Raw genomic sequence first — 18,917 nt, forward strand, 5'->3', positions numbered from 1 at the left:
AAGGAATACTTCAACATGACCGTGGCCCAGACCTTCAAGACCTGGACCGTGTTGGAAACCATCATTTCCGTGGTCGCGTTCGGCCTGACCGTTGGCCTTTCTTACCTGATCTAACCGGAGTCGCCTGCCATGGACATCCTTTATCAGATCCGCGCCCGCCAGGATTCCTTCAGCGCCGGTGAAGGGCGCATCGCGCGCCTGATGCTCGACGACGTAGGTTTTGCCTCCGCTGCCAGCCTTGATGAGCTGGCGCTGAGAGCGGAAGTCAGCACCGCCACGCTGTCGCGGTTCGCCCGCACGGTGGGCTGCCGTGACTTGCGTGACTTGCGTTTGCAACTGGCCCAGGCCAGCGGCGTCGGCAGCCGTTTTCTCGACCCGGCAGGCACCCCCGACCAGTCGGCGTTTTACGGGCAGATTGTCGGTGATATCGAGTCAACCTTGCGCCAGCATTTGTCGGCGTTCGACGAGTCGCGCTTCGCCGATGCGGTGAAGCTGCTGGGCAAGGCGCGGATGATTCACGCGTTCGGCATGGGTGGCTGCTCGACCTTGTGCAGCGATGAACTGCAAGTGCGGCTGGTGCGCTTCGGCTACCCGATTGCGGTGTGCCACGACCCGGTGATGATGCGCGTCACCGCCGCCAGCCTCGATGCCGGCCGGGCCGTGATTGCCTGCTCGTTGACCGGCATTACTCCCGAACTCATAGAAGCCGTTGAACTGGCACGCAGTTACGGCGCCCGCATTGTCGCCATCACCCGGGCCGATTCGCCGCTGGCGCAATTGGCGGACGTGCTGTTGCCGCTGCAAGGCGTCGAAACCTCGTTTATCTATAAACCCACGGCGGCGCGCTACGGCATGCTGCTGGCCATCGACGTGCTTGCGACCGAGCTGGCATTGGCTAATCCTGAAGACAATCAAGAACGTCTGCGGCGGATCAAACTTGCCCTCGACGATTACCGCGGCGGCGACGATCACTTGCCGCTGGGAGACTGACATGAAGTACGACACGCTGATTCGCAACGCCCTGATCATCGACGGCAGCAACACTCCCGGTTATCCCGCCGACGTGGCGATCCTCAACGGCCGCATCGAGCGCATCGGCGACTTGCACGACGCCACTGCCAGCGAAGAAATCGACGCCGCCGGCCGCGTGCTGGCGCCGGGTTTCATCGACGTCCACACCCATGACGACACTGTGGTGATCCGCCAGCCGGAGATGCTGCCAAAACTCAGCCAGGGCGTGACCACGGTGATTGTCGGCAACTGCGGAATCAGCGCTTCGCCGGTGAGCTTGAAAGGCAATCCGCCGGACCCGATGAACCTGCTCGGCACGGCCGCAGCGTTTGTTTATCCGACCTTCCGCGACTACCGCACGGCGGTCGAAGCGGCGAACACCACGCTGAACGTCGCCGCACTGGTCGGCCACACGGCGCTGCGCAGCAATCACCTCGACGACCTGTTTCGCACCGCCACGCCAGACGAAATCAGCGCGATGCGCGAGCAACTGCGCGACAGTCTTGAGGCAGGTGCATTAGGGTTATCCACAGGCTTGGCATACGCCAGCGCCTTCTCGGCCTCCACCGATGAAGTGATGCAACTGACCGAAGAGCTGACGGCATTCGGCGCGGTGTACACCACCCATTTGCGCAGCGAGTTCGAACCGGTGCTGGAGGCCATGGCCGAGGCGTTCCAGATCGGCCGTCACGCGAAATCCCCGGTGATCATTTCCCACCTCAAGTGCGCGGGCGCCGGTAACTGGGGACGCAGTCCGCAATTGCTGGCCTCTCTCGAACACGCGGCGAAAACCCACCCGGTAGGCTGCGATTGTTACCCCTACGCGGCGAGTTCTTCGACGCTGGACCTCAAGCAAGTCACCGATGCCCATCGCATTACCATCACCTGGTCCACCCCGCACCCTGAAATGGGCGGTCGCGACCTGATGGACATCGCCGCGCAGTGGAACCTGTCATTGCTCGATGCCGCCCGCCAATTGCAACCGGCGGGCGCTGTGTACTACGGCATGGATGAATCCGACGTACGAAGAATCCTCGCGCACCCGCTATCGATGGTCGGCTCTGACGGATTGCCGGAAGACCCGTTCCCGCATCCACGCTTGTGGGGCGCATTCCCACGTGTTCTCGGCCATTTCAGTCGCGATGTCGGGTTGTTTCCGCTACACACCGCGGTACACAAAATGACCGGGCTGTCGGCGGCACGGTTTGGCTTGAAGGCGCGCGGTGAAATCCGTGAAGGGCATTGGGCTGATCTGGTGTTGTTCAATCCAGTGACCATTCGCGACGTGGCGGACTTCAACGATCCGCAACGGGCGGCAGAAGGGATCGACGGCGTGTGGGTCAACGGCGTGTTGAGCTACAGCGAAGGGCAGGCGAACGGTAAAAGGGAAGGGCGTTTCCTGGCGCGGGAAGGGGATTTGCGGGATGGGTTTCAGTGAGCATTCTTTGTGGTTTGTCACACTAGTGGCACATTGCAATTAAAGAAAGCCGCCACTGAGCCGAAGCGCTGACAATCGGCCCAGCTACACTGGGTGTCTTTTCAGTCAGGGAGTAACTGCATGAGCTTCGGTAAAACCACCCCGATCCTGCGGATTTTCGATGAAGCCAAGGCGTTGGAGTTCTACGTCGACTTCCTGGGTTTCAAGATCGACTGGCAACATCGCTTCGAAGCGAATTTCCCGTTGTACCTGCAGATCTCCCGTGGCGAATGCGTGCTGCACCTGTCCGAACACCACGGCGACAGCACACCGGGTTCGGCATTGCGCATCGAGACCGATGAACTGGAATCGTTTCAGCAGCAGTTGCTGGCCAAGGAGTATCAGTTCGCGCATCCACAGATTCAGGCCATGCCCTGGGGGAGCCAGGACATGACCATTGCAGACCCGTTCGGGAACCGGTTGGTGTTTACCAATGCGATCAGTGCTTGATTGAGCGAGGTCAAGCGAGGCACTGTTTATTTCTTGACAGGCCTCGCTGGTCAACTTCAAACAAAAAATCTGCCTTGCGATTTGTTGTGTTCATTAAGTTTGAACAGCAACTCCCTTCCCCTTTGTATCGTTGCTCGTGTGGAGTTCACATCACGTTGCATAGAGGCGCGGCTTATGAGGTTTGAGCTTTCTACACCCATATGATCGGCCATGCGATCAGTGGTTTGACCCAGTCTGCCTTTCACACCCGCGGCATAAAACTCTTCCACTCCCAAATCGTCAAATGCTGCGTTGATGGCGTGAGTGTCGTGCTCCAGATGATTGTCGAGTTCTGCCAGGGCATTGTTCAAACGCTCGATTTTCTGTCCCGGCAGACCTTCGAGGGCATTGGTCGCCTGGGTTGACGATTCAAAGCTTCGAACCCACGGCCCTTGGACTTCAAGTACCGTTGACAGAATGAAGCCGGTTGCCATCACCGACAGGTTTTTCTGTCCCGTCTTGTTCCGTAGATTGAGGTCCTCTTTTTTTGCGTGCTCAGCCTTTGCTTTCAAGTTATAGAAAGCCGTCCGGCCGCTATATTCTATTTCGTCAGGCTTCAGTCGGCTGGTCTGGGGATACGTGGCGACGGGCAGATGGCGTGTTGCATTGAATTTGCTGGCAATCGTGTCAGTCGTTGAAGCAGTGGCGATTTTCGTCCCCAACATGCCAACCGGCCCGGTTGGTGCGGCCAACAGGCCGGCCCCCCACGACAGCATGAACCGCATTGCGGCATAGGCGTAACTCTGAAACATTCGTTTTACGATGTCTCTTTTTCTCATGCTGTTGTAGAGCTGATGGTTCAGCGTGCCAACCCTATTGTTCACTTCCTTCAAAATGCCGGGATAGGCACCTAATTCTTCCTTGATGGCAGCCTCGTCTTTTTGATTGCCGTGATGATCGACGTAGCGCACCGGGTTATTTCCGACCATGCAATACAGGTTCAGCCCGTCAACCGCTCCTGCCGGATCGGGGCTGATCCAGCGCTGTAACCACGGTGCGTAATATCGCTGGCCGTAGTAATACAATCCACTGGCATCACGTTCCTTGCCCGAGTAACGGACGGTTCTGTATTTCGCTTCCTGCACGTTACGAGCGGCTCTCCATGCCGTTCCACCAAAGGGGTAGTAACCTTCCTCACTGATCAGACTGCCGTTGGCATCCAACTCCATTGTGTTGGACCCAAAGTGATTGTCGAAGCTGAAGCGCATCGCGTCATTGCTGATGCCGGAGGGTGTTCCCAGGCTCCAGTGCAAACACCGGACGTTGCAGTTTCCTGCCTGAACACTGATGACCTCGAGTTTTTCCGTCGTGCTTTCCCGGATTTCCAGACTGGGCAAATAGAGGACGTCGCGGGCGTGAGTGACGGCATGAGCCTTTTGGGTTTGCCGTTTGCGAACGCGCTGGCCGCTGCCATCGTAGAGGTAACTTTCCGTATCCGCTGCTTGTCCTGCGCGCTCCACCAAGGTCACGCTTTGCAATTGGTTGCGCGCGTTCCATAGCAGCGGTTGCCCGTTTTGCAGGGCTTGCAGATTGCCGTTGGCATCGAAGCCGGTTGCAAAGTCGGGGGGCGAATCACCGGTTTTCCATGCCAGCCCCCGATTACTGTCGGGGGCAATGCGCATCTCGCGGGTGTAGTTATTACCCTCGCGCTGATGCTGCAACCTGGTCAGGTTGCCACGTTGATCATAGGTATAACGCTGAGTGAAATTGAGCAGTCGGCTTTGGTCGGCCGGGCTGGATAGCCACTCGGGAAGCGCTGCATGGATGCTTGCTGTCTGTGTTTCCCGGCCCGTCGCCTTGATCAGCTGATACAGGCTGTCGTAGGCGTAAGTGCTGCCCGGTTCTATGCATTGATTGGCGTTGTATTGTTCGGGTTTGCTGTGGTCTTCGACACTCAGCACATTGCCGACAGCGTCGTAGGCGTAGTGCAGTTTCTGAAGCACGCCGGGGTTGGTCGTTGTGCGCGAAAGGGTCCGCTGGCTCATACGACCATTTTCAGGTGCGAACACCGCCGCCTGGGTGATATTGCCTCCCAGCACCTGCGATTCAATCTGCCCCTGCGCGTTGTAACTGACCTGATCGACTATCAGCTTCTGTTCGGTAGCGCCGTTGAGTTGCAGGGTGATTTTCTGCAACTGGCCGGCGACATCGAACCAGAAGCGCTGCGTATGCCTTTTGGCGTCTTGTTGCTCAAGGGTTTCGCCGGTGGGTGCGTACCGCCAGGTGGTGGTATGGCCTGTACCGCTTTCGACAAGATCCTCGCGCTTATCGAGCTCTTCCGGCCAGTGCGCGGCCTGTAAATCTTTCAGAACATGTCGCGTTTGGCTGAGTGGCTTACCCGTCAGGTCATAGGCGGTGAACAGCAGTGTGCCTGCCGGATCATCATGCCGAATCAATCGACCACACTGGTTCATGCCGGCAGCTTCGTCCGAGGTAGCTGCGTAGGTGAAGCGCTCGATGGCCCGTCGGGCCTGTTGCTCGAATGCTTCGAAGACCACCCGTGGGCGTAACTGACTGTCATATTCCGTTTGCCAATGGCTGCCGCGTGAGTCCCACGTCTCCAGCGTCTGCCCTGCTTCTCCAAAGACCGTAAGACGCCACCCGGCGTCGAGACTGTCGGTAAAAACCTGGGCACCCGACAGGCTGGTGATGTGTGTTGAGTCCGCCACCTTCAGCTGTAGGTCATCGGCGTGCGAGTAACGCTCGACGGTCTGGTTGCCGATGTCGTAGCGGTAACGCGTCGTGCGGGCTTCAGGCTCCTTGATGGACTCGTTGCACAGGTAGCGGACTTCGCTGACCTGCACGCCACGGCTGTCGACAACGTTCAGGGTTGGGGTATGACGATGAGTGTTGCTGCTCATTTCACACCTCCCGAGGCCGGGGTGTCGGGTTGTGTGTCGTTCTCGTCTTCGGTGATGGAATACCAGGGGTGAAAGGTGTGGCGACGCTCGTCACCCTTGGCATTGATAACGCGAATGAGTCGGCCCATCGGGTCATGGAAATACTGGTCGCACAGGCCCGATCGGCGCAGGGACACATCATTGATGTAGTGGTAACGGTCACTGAAAAAGGGCCGATACGTATGCGTCACCAGACCCTTGTTGTTGTATTCGTTACGCTCGCTGACACGCCAGCGCAGGCTGACTTCGTGTTCTTGCGGTTTGTCGTTCACCCACGTCAACGTTCCGTCAGCTTTGACTGCCAGGGCTGTTCCTTGGCCGACTTGCTGTTTGCTTTGCAACAACCGGCCGAAGCCGTCATGGCAAGTGACAACAACGCGAATCTGCGTGTTTTCACCATCGTTGGGGAATCGGTCTGCTTGCAGTTCGGCGCAGTAAACCGGTTCGCGCGGCGCGCTTTCAATCTTGGTTCGGAGCGCTTGTTCGTAGGTTGTTTTCTTGATATCGCGGCGGGCCAGGCGAGCGCGAGTGCTGGCGCGGATGTGTCCGTCGGGCAACACATCGCCCGAGGCGACCGCCTCTTTGCACAAATCCCGTTCAAGCGGTGTGGCCGGCACGATATGTCCCATCCAGCTGAATGCGTTATAGAACCAGGCGCTAGCGACTTGCTGCAGTGCCTGCTGCGGATTTTCGATTGCCAGGTCCGGTCGGCCTGCATAGCGAAGGGCATAGTTGGAGACTGGTTTGAACCCGATGTCCGCGTCGATACCGCTCTTGTAATGGCTGATGGCTTGAACGTGTCCAAAAGCGTCGTATGACGCTTCCTGGACAATGTTGTTGGCGTCGGTAATGCGGCAGGGCTGGAGCAGTCGGTAGTCAACGTTGGAGGCTGTGGTGGCGCAGCCGTCCGCCAGTTGCGTGCGGGCAGTCAGGCAGTAATAAGGATCATGGGTGAATGTTGTCGAGCCCTGTTGCGAGGTTTCTTTGAAGCTTGATGGTTTGAAAAAACCATCCTTGGTCTCGTAAGTGAAGAAATGGCGCCGTACTGACCACAAGCCGTGCTGTGTATCCCACGCTGTGTCCGCCGGTAAGGCGACGGGCATCTGTCTGTAGCCGTTCTCCTTGAGTCGTTGAGTCACATCAAAGGACGACGCGTCGGGTTGTCGCCGGAGTTTGTCGTAAGCCTTCAACGCCAACGGATTGAGTTCAGCCGTTTCCGTGTGATCGACCAATGCTTCAACACTGGCCTGTCCGTCCGCGAAGGTGCCGCTGGCGTCCGGTTTTCTGTAGCGCTGCACAGACAGGCTCGTCAAGACTTGTCCGGTTTTCCAGTGGTCTGACGTGCTCAGCGCAAGTAAGGTCTCGTGGTTGATGTCTGAGGGTGACAGGCCGCCAGCAGCAGGCGCCTTGGGCAATCTCAGTGCATTGACGCGTTGCAGATAGGGCAGCCCCAGTCGTCTGGTTTGCGCTGTTCCTATATGAATGAATTGAGCTTTGTGTTCGCTCAGGTAGAAGTGCTGCTGGGTTTCGTCATGGGCATCGCCCCACCATTTTTTTCCCCACTTGTCGGTGAACGGCGGGGTGTCGGCAGCCGTTGTGCGTCGGGCATAACTGATCTCCACAGAGTGAGTCACGAAGCCATAGGTGTCCCATTTCAAATTGATCGAATGGGTGCAACGAGGATCTTGCGGGACACGCTCGTACTGGTAATTGATCGACTCCAGCAGGACGACGCGCAGGATCGAATGTGGGCTGTGTTTGCCCATGCCCCTGAGCTCGTTGACTTTGTAGCGATGCTGTTGCACCGAATACGGGAGTTTTGATTTGCCATCCTGCTCCTGGCCGTACACCTCGACCCGCAAGATGCGTCCGTTCAGCGCCCGGGCAATTTCGCGCTCGCGGGGTTTGGAATACGTCTTGGCCAGGGCGTGTCCCTCGCTTTGCGGGGTCCAGCTTGTTCCAAGGTTCTGCAGAGTTTTTTTAAGAAGAACCGCTTTTTCATCGCTGAAGTCACGGTCATGGAGGATCAGATCGACCGCGTTGCCGATGTGGAACCATGTCTTTGTAACTGTCGGTGCGCTCAGGCGCCTGTTTTCTGTGTCACCGCGACCAGTGGGGCTGTCGGACTGGACGAGCAGGCCGAAACCTCGGAACTCACGTTCCGCGCTGTCGTAGAAACCGCGTCGATACTTGAAATGACGGGTCAATCGATTGCCGGTGACTTCATCCTCCTGAGTCTGTTGCTTGACCAGAAAGAGAGGAAACGGCAGGTGTGGAGCCACCGGTTTATGGTTCTTGATCAGCTGTTTTTTTTCGTCCAGCCACTCTTGTGCCGAGCTGCGGTAGCGCAGGCTTGCGGCAGCGCCCATGTTGTTGTTGGTTGTCTGGAGCAAATAGGGTTTGGTGCTGACGAAATCATAACGCCAATGTCGCGGCGTTTTACCGGAGGGGCTGAACACCAGGCTGGAGCAGCCAAGCCCTTGCAGGTCTGTGACGTGCACCTGGCAAAAGCGGTCATGGCGAAACCCTTCGGGCCAGGGCAAATCGATCGCCGGGCCCAGGCCGTTGCCGCTACGGTTCATGAAAATGCGCGCGCACTTGGGCAGGAGATAAACAAGATCCGCGCTTCCCGAACCATCCAGATCGGCCAGCAACACACGGGAGGCTTCAAATTCCTCATAGGAAAAATCCAGAGTGGCAATTACCCGACCTTTTCCGAAGCGCCCCCGGCCCAGGTTGGGCCAGCATTTCACTTCGTTATGACGGATTCGAACAAGATGTTGTTGCCCACTGCCCAGCACATCGCTGAAGGCCACCAATTCGCTGCGTGAGTTGCCGGGCAGTGGCAGATCGTCCTCATCCGCCCTTCGTCCCACTTCGGTTGCGGTTGAAAAACGATTGCCATTGAGGTTGGCGTGCAGGCGAACACTACGGGGGCCGAGCATGATCAGGTCGCTGAGCCCGGCACCCATCAGGTTGGCCAGTTGCCCTTGAGGATGGAAGAACTCGGTCGGGACGGCCCCAAGCGGGGTGAAACCGGACCATTTCCCGTCGGGTTTCAACGTGAAGAATCCACTGAAGCCGGGCTGCGCCACAATCCAGTCGGGGCGACCGCTGGCGCTAAGATTACCGAGAAACTGGCGAGTCGACTTTCGGCTGTCGGTCAACGGTATCTGTGGCAGATCGTTCAACGCCTGGTAGGTGACCTGATCCCCTCCTGAGTCATCGCGCAATGGCTGGCTATAGCGCCAGCTTTTGTCGGTACGGTGCAGCACACCGGGCAGACCTTCCCCCAGCAGATCGACGAATTGAAAATGCTGTTGATGGTTGAGCCTCGCCAACACCTCGAAAGGTTTGTAGCGATGAACGTCAGGTTCAAGGGCGAAGCTGGAGTAGGTGAATTCGAGGGGGGGAAGGTAACTGTCGGCGCTTTCGCCGTAGGCCTGGGTCATCGCTGCGCTCAGGCAGCTGTAGGACAAGGGGCTGGTCTGGTATTCGATTACAGTGCGGCGAACCAGCACCGGCATCGCTCCCATCGATGCCTCATCGGGAAAGTAATGAAACATGAGCAGCTGTTGGCACCGGCGTTGGGTGCGCAACTCGAACCCATAGGAAAAATCCGAAAACGGGTCGCTGCGTACGGGTGACAATTTCGTCGCCAGATACGCGGGTTTTTTATCCAGTGTGGGGCTGCGTTCGCCGTAGTCGAAATGCAACTCGAAATGCCAACGAACGTCTTTGAATCCGTCGGTTTTACACGAGTACAACTGTGAGTCGGCTTTGAAATTCCCATAGCGTACGCGGCAGGGATAACGCTGGGCCCGGCTGTCGACAGGGCCCGCCTGGGAGGCTGGATCCGCGTTGTACTCATAATTGATGTGCTCGCCATGAGCATTCATGCTTTCTTCAAGCAACCACTCGGCTACGCGGGATTGTTCGTCGGGATCTGCTCGACGTGCCAATGGCGTTTTTCCAAACAGATGCTGGCTGCCGTCGGCGTTATGTATCAGCCAGAACCCGGGTTTGTCCTCGGCGCTGGACCAATGCTCGATCAGGTCAAACGCGGCTTCGATGCGCGGGCGATAGCACACGACCGTGTGTTCCACCTGCTGCTTACCGTCACTGCAGCGCTTTCGGGTGGAGACGATTGCGCCGGTTTCCCGGTTCCGCTCAGGCATCAGAACCTCACCACCAGGGCCGAGGAATACATCATCGTCGGTGTAGGCTGGAACCCCCAGGTGTGTACGTCGTGAGACTGTCGCCAAGGACAATTGCCAACCCAGGCCGAACACGCCGTTGCCTTGGCTGCTGTTGTAGTTCAAGGCAAGGCTCGGGGCATATCCGCGACCGGGAGATACAGGCAGTGGAATCTGACAGGAAGCACTACCGCTGGAGCCGATGGCACCCAGGCTGCCGCCGATGCCCTGAATCGCTCCCCCTCCCTTGGGCAGGACAGGTGAATGCACAGGAATAACGGCTTGTTTACTCATTGCGCACCCCCGCTGACTTTGGCGGTGTACTGCAGGTGCACGATGATATCGGTGAGTGATTCGAGCATGGCTTTCTGTGCCGCAGGGTTGGGGAATGACAGCTGCCATTTCGAAATCGCGCCGGTGTACTCAAACGGCAGGTAGCGTTCATCCTGAAAGTTCAGAGTGAACAGGCCGTTGTCGTCGATACCCGTCGACAGGGCAATGTGCTGATTGGCGCGCAGGCTGTTCATGACCGTGCTGCTACCGGGCATGACGACTTCACTGCTGGTCTGGGTCAGCGTGGCGCGGACATCTTCATAAGGCCCGAGGACTGCCGGCAGGGAAATACTGATGCTTTTGATCCTGCGCAAACAATGTCCTGGGTAATCGTTTTCAAAAAGCGCAGACGTCAACTCGAATTCGCACCTTCCAGTCTCTACAAGGGTGGACCTGATTCCTTTGGTGACGGATTTGTCAGCCGCGGTCGCATCGTCCCAGGGTTTGTTGAGGGCGGGGGCCGGCAGGTCCAGGGTGTTTTCCTTCGCATGAAGCAGGCGAAGTGACACGGTTTTGCGGATTTCCAGTTCGCGCTCGTTGCCCAGCAAATGGGCATTGTTCATCTTCACCAAACCCAGCTTCATGCGTTCGCCGGGGCCTAGACCTCGGTAAGTGCTGTTCCAGGTCAGGTTCTGGAAGAACGGTTGAGTGGTGCTGTCGGCCATCTCGTATCGCCAACTCCGCTCGGTGAATTGGCACAGCGAAAAGGTCGAGTCATACACCTGGTAGTAGAAGCTGGAGAGCTGATGGGTGAACCATTGGTAAAGTTGTGCGTTGGTAAAACGCTGGCTCAGAAAGGTGTAGCGGGTCCGGGCTTGATCCAAAGCGGTTTGAGTCTGTTTCAGCAGCAGTCTGGAGGCCGTCTCTCGTTCGGCCTCCAGCGCCAACTGAGCATCAATCTGGGCAATTTCGAGCGTTGCCTGGTCGTGGGCGAGCGTCCAGTCCTGATGCCTGCGTCGATACTGTGCGGCACGTTCCAGGGCTTCGCCGGCGCCATAGGCCGCGGTTGTCAGCCCTTGAGCCATTGCCATCGACGCGAAGGGGCCGCCCTCCAGGCGGGCGCCGCCGTCTGAGGTGCCAAAGATATTGGGGACGACCTTCAACCCCTGGCCCATGGCATGAGCCGCATGGGCGCTTGCTTCAGCGATACGTCCCTCCAGATGAAAAGCGGCAGCGGTCACCTCCTCCAGGTTGACGACTTCGTTAACCCGCTGACTGTAATAATCGCGGCGGCATTCGACGATCGCTTTGCTGGCCAGTAACGCTTCCCGGTTTTTCTGGTCGATGTTCAGGGTCTGGGTCTGCAGGTCTACCGCAACGCTGGCGATGTCCCAGACATGTTGCTGCGAAAGCTCCTGATAGCTGGCCTGTTCGCTGCGCTCGATGAACGACATCAGCGTCGCGCCGAACTGAATCACCGTGTCTACCGCAATCATGGCGTGGGCATGCAGAGCATTAAAACGGTAAGGCGGAATCTCTGCGCCCAGGCGTTGGGCCAGGCCGGGCTCCGCAGCCCGTTGTGGATTGGCACCGAGCCGGTTGTCTATCGCGGCCGGGGTGGCGAAGAGTGCAAGTTGCAAGGGGCGGCCGACGATGTCGAGGTTATGCCTGAGGTTGTGCAGACGACTTTCGAGTTTCTCCCAGCGTGGCAACAGCACGGGATTGAAGGGTAAGCGCGAATGCGGCGTGTCGATCAGGCTCGTGAAGTGTGAATGGACATAAGGGCGGACACACACCTCTGGCGCCAGTGCAGGGGCGCTGGTCATCAGCTGGTGTGTATCGTCTCTGACTACTTTTACCTCGCATTCACGCAGTTTTTTATCATGTTCCTCACTGAATGTTTTTAACGTCAGGGCCGCCCATAAATCGGTTTGCCTGAGATCCGGCCTGGGCCCCAACAAGCGCTGGGCGCGCAGGTACCAGAGCTTCGCATCGGTCAGGCTGTCGGGGCTCAATTCGCGATAAGCGGCATCGCCGCGATTGACCAGAATGTCGATGTAGAGCACGTACAAGGCTTTGCGAAAGTGCACCGGATGACTCAGTGCAATCTGGTGCGGATCCTTTGGCCCCTGGAGGGCATAACTGGACTGCCCCGGCTTTGGAGGGCCGGAGATCAGTGGCACCGCGTTCCAGTAATCCGGGTTGCCGCCGCTGACTGCTTTTCGGGCGGGGTTGAATAGATAAAGCAGCCAACGTTCGGCTTCGCTGAATTGACGCTCCTGGTTAAAACGGTGAGCCACCAGCCAGGGAAGGTACAGAAACAGTTCGACGAAGTAGCGACCGTAGGCGCCGTAGAAATCCAGTTGCTCAGTTGGTTTGTCTGCCCCCAGTGGCGGCTCTTGCAAGTGCTGAGAGGACCAGCTCAGCAAGGTATCCATGCTGTCTTCTGCGCGTTCGATCAGGTGCCTGGCGAAAGTGATGTTCATTCGGATGGGATGGCGAGGCTGGCCATCCTGGCCATCCTGGCCATCGCTGTAGTTTATTGTTGATTCTTTAAAGTCGATGAAGTCGGTCCTGCCGATCTTGCTATCCAGATGGGTTTCGATACTGGGAGCTGTTGGCGGGTGTGGGTGATAGCTGAACTGAAGCATTTTTTTACTGGAAAATGGCCAGCAATCGAGAACAGCAATAAGGGACTTGTCTGTCGTGATATCCAACTCGGTACGAGCAGCCATTTTCGACGTGATCCGAGCGTCCTTGTCGATAGAAAACGACAGGCTGAAATTAACATGTGGAATCCCCTTGCCCGTGTCTTCAAACTCACCAATATGCAGGGCGACACACAACGATGAGGATGATTGGTCAAAGGTGGCAATGGTCCGTATGTCTCCCTTCAACGTTGTGAGGTTCATGCTTTTTAGAGTGTTGGATGAACAGTAACCCTGTGCGCAAGTCTGCTGCGGGCTCCAGCTCCCGTCGTATTTTTTGAAACACATGTTCAGACGAAACAGTGGATAGGAATTGTCGTGGTTATCCTCTTTGCTCGCCTGATCCTGACAGACACATTCAGCCCAGACCACATACAAGCGATTGTTGAACATGACCGGGCGAATGGTGTGTTCGATGGCACTTTCGGAGACTGGCAGATTGATGCGATGCCAGTCGGACCATGCCTGTGGTTCCGGTGCATCAAATTTGTCAGTCCGGGAGCCGGGCATGAAGGGACGACACGCCATGTCCAGCGAGCGCCAGTACCACGTGTTTGCCGCGCGGGATTTGGCAACAAAGTAATAGGTGCTGTTGGCGAAGTCGCTACCGTCGATGTAACCGTTTACGATCTCCAGATTGGCCACTTCCTCTAATCTGGTCAGATAGGCCAGTACCGCCGTTTGCACGGACTCCGCCGTGAGCTGATTGCGGTTGAGGTCGTTTTCCAGCTGCTCAAAACTAGCGGTCCTGCTGTTGCGAAGCGTTGGATCGAGGTAGGCAGCGGGGAAGTAGTGAAGACGTTGATTGGTGGCCCAGTCCTGGTAGTGATGCATGACGGTGCGCCAGGCTTCGACTTGATCCGAGGGAATACGGGCGGTGTGATATCCGGGCTCCATATTGGCCAGAATACTGTTGATGTATTGCTGCAGGCTGGCAATGGCGCAGGCGACCGGGCTGGTCGGCACGTCCTGGCTGACCAGAACGTCAAGCAGCCAATAGTGATAAAGGTCATCGGGCGTTTTGAGGTGCTCTGCCAGTTTCAGTGCCTTGAGCGTCTTGTCTTGCGGAGCAATCACCGACAGATAGAGCCCGAGCTGCGCATCACGAAGGCTTTCGTTGAGTTGTTTTTCAATAGCAATAGACATGTTCATTCCTTGAGCATGCAGGGGGATCAGTGGCTGGCCGCCATGACGGCCTCACCGACCGTTTTCCAGTGGTCGGGCGAACTCTTGTTGTCGAGGGTCGCGGCGCTGAGCAGGGCGGTTGCACTGAGTCCGGTGGCCTTGCAGGTTTGGTGGCAGCGCATGATCCAATCGATGTCCTTCATCGATTGGGCGTGCTTGAACATCAGTTTCGAGGTGAGCACGGTCACCTCAGCCGCTTCCCAATTCAACAATTGGGCCAGTCGGCCGTTGACGGCATGGCTCTCGCGACCGAAGAAGTTGGCGAACTCCAGATAGCTCAGCAGGCTTTCTTCCGTCTGCTGGTAAGTCTTCAGGCAATGGTTGAAGCGATCGAACAGGTACAGGCTTTTGAATGACAGCCTCAACTGTCCATCCGCTGTGTCCAGCCAACGGGCAGTGCTCAGGAGCGCACGCAGGGCCTTGTTGCTCAACTGCAACCGGACGGCAGTTTCGGTGTGACGCAGGAGCGGATGCAGTGTCTGCACCAAGGCATGTGAGTCCTTTGAATTCAGGACTTCGGTGAGAATCTGATGGACCGAGGTGTTGGCCCATAGCACAACATCCTTCGCACAATTCATGGGCAGCAGGAATGCTTCCTGTAGAAACGCTTCGATGAGGTGCAACTGCCGGTCATGCGCCAACAAGAGAAGGTTTTTCAGTTTTTGCCGGGCGTCATTTTTAAGCTTCAGGTCTTTTTCGGGATCGCCGTCCAGCTTGAATGTTTCGTCTTCGATGACGGTGTTCAGCACCGAGGTCAACTGTTGCACCACATCGTCCTGAATCGATGGGGCGAAGTTTTTCACTAAACCGTTGTCATAGAGCAGGGTGCCGGCCAGCTTCTCACGCCAGTTGACGTCTCCTGGCAATGCCAACGTTGCCAGTTCTTGTGCGGTAACCGCGCTATGACGCGTTTCGGCACCCAGTTTGATGAGGTGTTGCTGCAGCCCTCCCAACGGATAGTCATCGCGGCCTTGCAGTTCAAGTACGCGTTGCAGCATCGGAATGTCGTAGGCGGATTGTTTGATCCAGCAGGTTACCCAGTCCATTTGCATCAGGATGCCAAGAATGTTTTGTGCAGAATCTTCCTGGGGGGCTTCATTGACCAGGGTGATTTGATCTATATCGCCTGTGTGAGAGCCAATCGAGTCTATTTCCCTTGTGGAATGGATTGATTGCAACACCACGGCCGGATTTTGAAGGAGGGACAGTTCATCAAGGCTCCCGCCACTCCAGTGCATGGATAGTCCCTCTAGCGATGTAACGGTTGATGGCTGTGTGGTTGGGATCTGGGTGATGAAGATAAGCCGCGCAGGGTTTGCACCCGGTTGGGAGAATCGCAGAGCAATCCTTTTAGCGGCTGTCTGGTCAACGAACCATGACGAGTTGGTCTCCAGAGTCGATCCGGGAAGCAGGGGCGCCTTACCGGAGTTCCCCTGTGTCGAGAGCTGAAAAATGGCGACCAGTTCGAAATACTGCTCCCCCTTTTGGCCCCTGATTCGCAGTGTGCGTTTGCCCGTGTCGCCGGTTGCCAGGCACCTGGCAACATGTTCCCCCCCGAGCAGGTTCGCCAGTGTTGAACTTTCGGCGATCGAAAGGCCGAACATTCTCGCTACCCGGGCCTGTCGATAAATGGATGACAGGGTGGGCAAATCGCACTTGAGCGTTCCCTGGTATTTCAGTGTGTTCTTGACCACCTGCATCAGTGAGTCCTCGGTCAAAGGCAGGCCGAGGCTGATACTCAGGTGTTGGAGAGTAGTGTGGGAGGCAGGATTTGAATCCTCCGCCACGAAGACGCGACCATCGAGCTTCAGCGCAGTTGCGAATACCCGGGTCTGATTGAATACCTTATCGAACAGCGACGTCTCATCGCCGGACGCAAAAGGTGAAACGTGATGCAGCAGCGCCGCGAACTCTTCGGCCGTGATGGAATACCGGCGATTCATATACCGATAAACGCCCAAGGCCTTGATGGCATAACTGTCCAGTAGCCGCTGGGCATTGAGCGACAGCTGTGATTCAAATGCGCTGCATATCAGGGTGTCCAGATCGGCAAACGGGATGCCGAGCCAACGTTGGAGGCGGATCATTCGATGCAAGCGTTCAAGTCGGTCCTCGGTCGCGTTTGCGATTTCCCCGGTTTTTTTCTCGTTGTCCAGCGCCATGCTGTCATCGACCAAGCGAGGTCCGTTTACGTAACGGGCTCCAAAAGGATGGGAATGAGGTGCCGGCAACAGGTAATGAGGAGACAGGCATGGCGCGTATTTACCTTGCGCCAGCAATACTTCCAATTGTTCGGCTTTAAGTTCGGTCCGCTCCAGGAAGATGTTGATTTTCTTCAAATCGGAAATTGACGTGCCGCCGTAGATTTTTTCCCAATAGTGTTTTTTCCGTTTGTCCTGTTCCGTGCCCGGGAGGCGGGAGTACGCAAGGTTATTCAGAATCTTTGCAGCCCATGGCCGTTCTGTCAGCAATGCCTGCTGTTTGGGGCCAAGTCCGGACATCCGCCTCTGCGCTTGATCAGAACCCGCGTTCAACACCTTGCCGTACTGAGCGATGTCATGGGCCGTGAGAGGCAGGGATTCGCTCACGAGGTAACCCAGTTCTCCCAGCGTGGGCTTGTTACCAGTCAGTCCCAGCAGGCACTGGTGATGGTAAAACTCATAGGGGAGCGCAAAGGGATAATACTTTTGTGCGAGCACTTCATAAGTCGACTTACCCTCGTCTTCGGTGTTCTTCAGCGCGTTCTGAATATTGTTGTCCAGCGTCTCATTGACGATCCCGAGCATCGGTTGCGCAGTGAAGGTGCTTTGCTGATCAATCGACAGGGCGGCGAGATCCGGACGGCGTTTTTCCAATGTGATTCGATTGTCTTTTTCCCCCGCTAACGACGAGGCACTGGTTTCCAGTTGCAAGGCAAACCGGTACAGCGCTCTGAGGTAGGCAACCGGCGAGTCGATGGCAGCAATCGAATCGTTTTTGCACGCCTCGTCCCAATTCTCTTTGAACAGATGGGTGTAGGTGGGGCCTTGTTTCTCGATCGCACGAATGCCCAAGGGATGCCAATGATCCTGTGCCGTTTCGACTGACGTTCGCTGTTCCCGATACAGATGACTGATCTGGGTGGCCAGGCATTTGACGTCGTCGTAGAGCTTTGCGGTGTCAATGCTGGTCGCTTGGTCTTTGACCGTGTTGTCAGCCTTGATAGCGTCATCGAATTGTTTTTTGAATTCGGTTTCGGTGAGGCAGGCGATATCGAACACCGAGGTGAATTTCAGTGTGTCTTTAAAGAACTTGACCAGTGCATCGTTGGTTTGCCCGGTGCCATAGGCCCTGACCAGAGAAGTCAGTAACGTGTTGTCGTCCATGCCGGTGAGTCTCCTTGGGTGGAGCTGACGACATTACGACGTGGCATGCAGGTGCGCTGTCAGCCTTGTCATTGACCGAGGACTGGATCTTTCACCGCAGGGACAGGGAAGAAGGACGGGAGTCTGTAGGAATTTGAAACACCGGCATGGCCGGAGCCCGATGCACCTCTGAACCTTCAGCTTTCGTCCTGCACCCGGTGAGTTTGGCGAAACTCGCCGGGCGGCATCCCGCGCCGACTCTTGAACGTACGGTGAAACGAGCGCGGTTCGGTGAAGCCCAGGTACTGGGCGATGTCCTGGATCGGCAAGGTGCTGTTGAGCAGGTAATGCTCGGCCAGTTCCTGGCGCAGGTCGTCGAGGATTTGCTGGTACGACGTGCCGGCCTGATGCAACTGGCGTTGTAGCGTGCGCACCGACACGGCGAGATGCTCGGCCACTTGCTCCTTGCGTGGCAGGCCTTCCTTGAGCAACTGGCGCAGGATGCTTTTGACCCGCTGCTCCAGCGAGGCGTCCTCCAGCGTCGCCATCAACCCCTGCGCATGTTCTTCGAGGGTGCGCAGCAATTGCGCATCGGCCTGGCGCAACGGCAACTGCAAATACGGCAACGGCACAATCAGCGCCGAATAAGGCTGGTCGAACAGCACCGGGCAATCGAAGAACTGCTCGTATTGCGCCTGCGTCGTGTCGGCCGGGCGTGGATGTTCCAGCCAGACGGCGGCCGGCGACATCTGTGTATCGGCGATCCAGCGCGCGTATTGCAGCCAGGAGCCGAGCACGTTTTCCACCAGGTGCCGGCGGATTCGCGGGCGTTGATAGCGGCAGGTCCAGATCAGGTGCACGTTGCTGTCCTGAACTTCTGCGCGGCTGACGCCCATGTCGCCCACCAGTTTCTCGAACGGCATGATGCGGCTCATGGCATCGCCCAGGGTCGCGCAGTTCATGGTGATGTAACCCAGCACGCTCCAGGAGTTGGGCAACACAAAATGCGCGGCATTGAGACCGAATAACGGATCGCCCGAGTGTTCGCAGAAATAATCGAGCAAGCGTTCATGGGCTTCACCCGGCAATCGCAGGCTGTTGTCACTCAACTGCTGCGCCTGCAACCCGGCCGCCGCCAACGCAGGCTCGATGGCCATGCCCAGCTGTTCGGCATGACGCAGGTATTTGAGCAGCGGCGGAACGGAAGTGAAGCCCAGGGATTGCATGATCGTATTCCTTTGATCAAGGCCCGCGTGCGCGGATGAATGCGCTGAAAGGTAATTTGAAACTACCGCTAAAGTAAATGGCTGGCATCTGTGCGACGTTTGACTCAA

9 protein-coding genes are annotated in these 18,917 nt (G+C 57.0%); 4 read left to right on the plus strand and 5 right to left on the minus strand.

The features are described 5' to 3' along the window. The 4 genes from ACWKV5_RS28760 to ACWKV5_RS28775 form a co-directional block, all read left to right on the plus strand. Positions 1-114: GntT/GntP/DsdX family permease (locus ACWKV5_RS28760; RefSeq protein ID WP_483843504.1), on the plus strand; the 114-nt coding region annotated here is incomplete at its 5' end. Between the two features lie 15 nt (positions 115-129). After that, positions 130-990, plus strand: coding sequence for a MurR/RpiR family transcriptional regulator (locus ACWKV5_RS28765; protein WP_027924401.1), 861 nt, complete (start codon positions 130-132; stop codon positions 988-990). Between the two features lies 1 nt (position 991). Then, on the plus strand, positions 992-2,449 hold the full coding sequence (locus ACWKV5_RS28770) for an N-acyl-D-amino-acid deacylase family protein (RefSeq protein WP_483844016.1): 1,458 nt from the start codon (positions 992-994) through the stop codon (positions 2,447-2,449). Between the two features lie 120 nt (positions 2,450-2,569). Beyond that, a complete protein-coding gene (locus tag ACWKV5_RS28775; RefSeq protein WP_483844017.1) occupies positions 2,570-2,938 on the plus strand; it encodes a glyoxalase superfamily protein in 369 nt (122 codons plus the stop codon). 56 nt (positions 2,939-2,994) lie between these two features. On the opposite strand, the gene ACWKV5_RS28780 is transcribed toward ACWKV5_RS28775, so the two are convergent. The 5 genes from ACWKV5_RS28780 to gliR all read right to left on the minus strand — a co-directional run bounded on the left by ACWKV5_RS28780 (position 2,995) and on the right by gliR (position 18,809). Continuing rightward, on the minus strand, positions 2,995-5,838 hold the full coding sequence (locus tag ACWKV5_RS28780; RefSeq protein ID WP_483844018.1) for an RHS repeat domain-containing protein: 2,844 nt from the start codon (positions 5,836-5,838) through the stop codon (positions 2,995-2,997). Continuing rightward, on the minus strand, positions 5,835-10,475 hold the full coding sequence (locus tag ACWKV5_RS28785) for a SpvB/TcaC N-terminal domain-containing protein (RefSeq protein ID WP_483844019.1): 4,641 nt from the start codon (positions 10,473-10,475) through the stop codon (positions 5,835-5,837). Before ACWKV5_RS28785 ends, ACWKV5_RS28780 begins: the two co-directional genes overlap by 4 nt. Further along, positions 10,364-14,200 (minus strand): Tc toxin subunit A-related protein, encoded by a 3,837-nt coding sequence (locus ACWKV5_RS28790; protein ID WP_483844020.1) that lies wholly within the window; start codon positions 14,198-14,200, stop codon positions 10,364-10,366. Before ACWKV5_RS28790 ends, ACWKV5_RS28785 begins: the two co-directional genes overlap by 112 nt. A 26-nt stretch (positions 14,201-14,226) precedes the next feature. Continuing rightward, positions 14,227-17,604 (minus strand): Tc toxin subunit A, encoded by a 3,378-nt coding sequence (locus ACWKV5_RS28795; protein WP_483844021.1) that lies wholly within the window; start codon positions 17,602-17,604, stop codon positions 14,227-14,229. A gap of 176 nt (positions 17,605-17,780) precedes the next feature. Continuing rightward, positions 17,781-18,809: an AraC family transcriptional regulator GliR gene (gene gliR / locus ACWKV5_RS28800; protein ID WP_483844022.1), complete on the minus strand. Its 1,029-nt coding sequence runs from the start codon at positions 18,807-18,809 to the stop codon at positions 17,781-17,783. Positions 18,810-18,917 lie beyond the last annotated feature (108 nt).

The organism is Pseudomonas oplopanacis, from assembly GCF_057128725.1.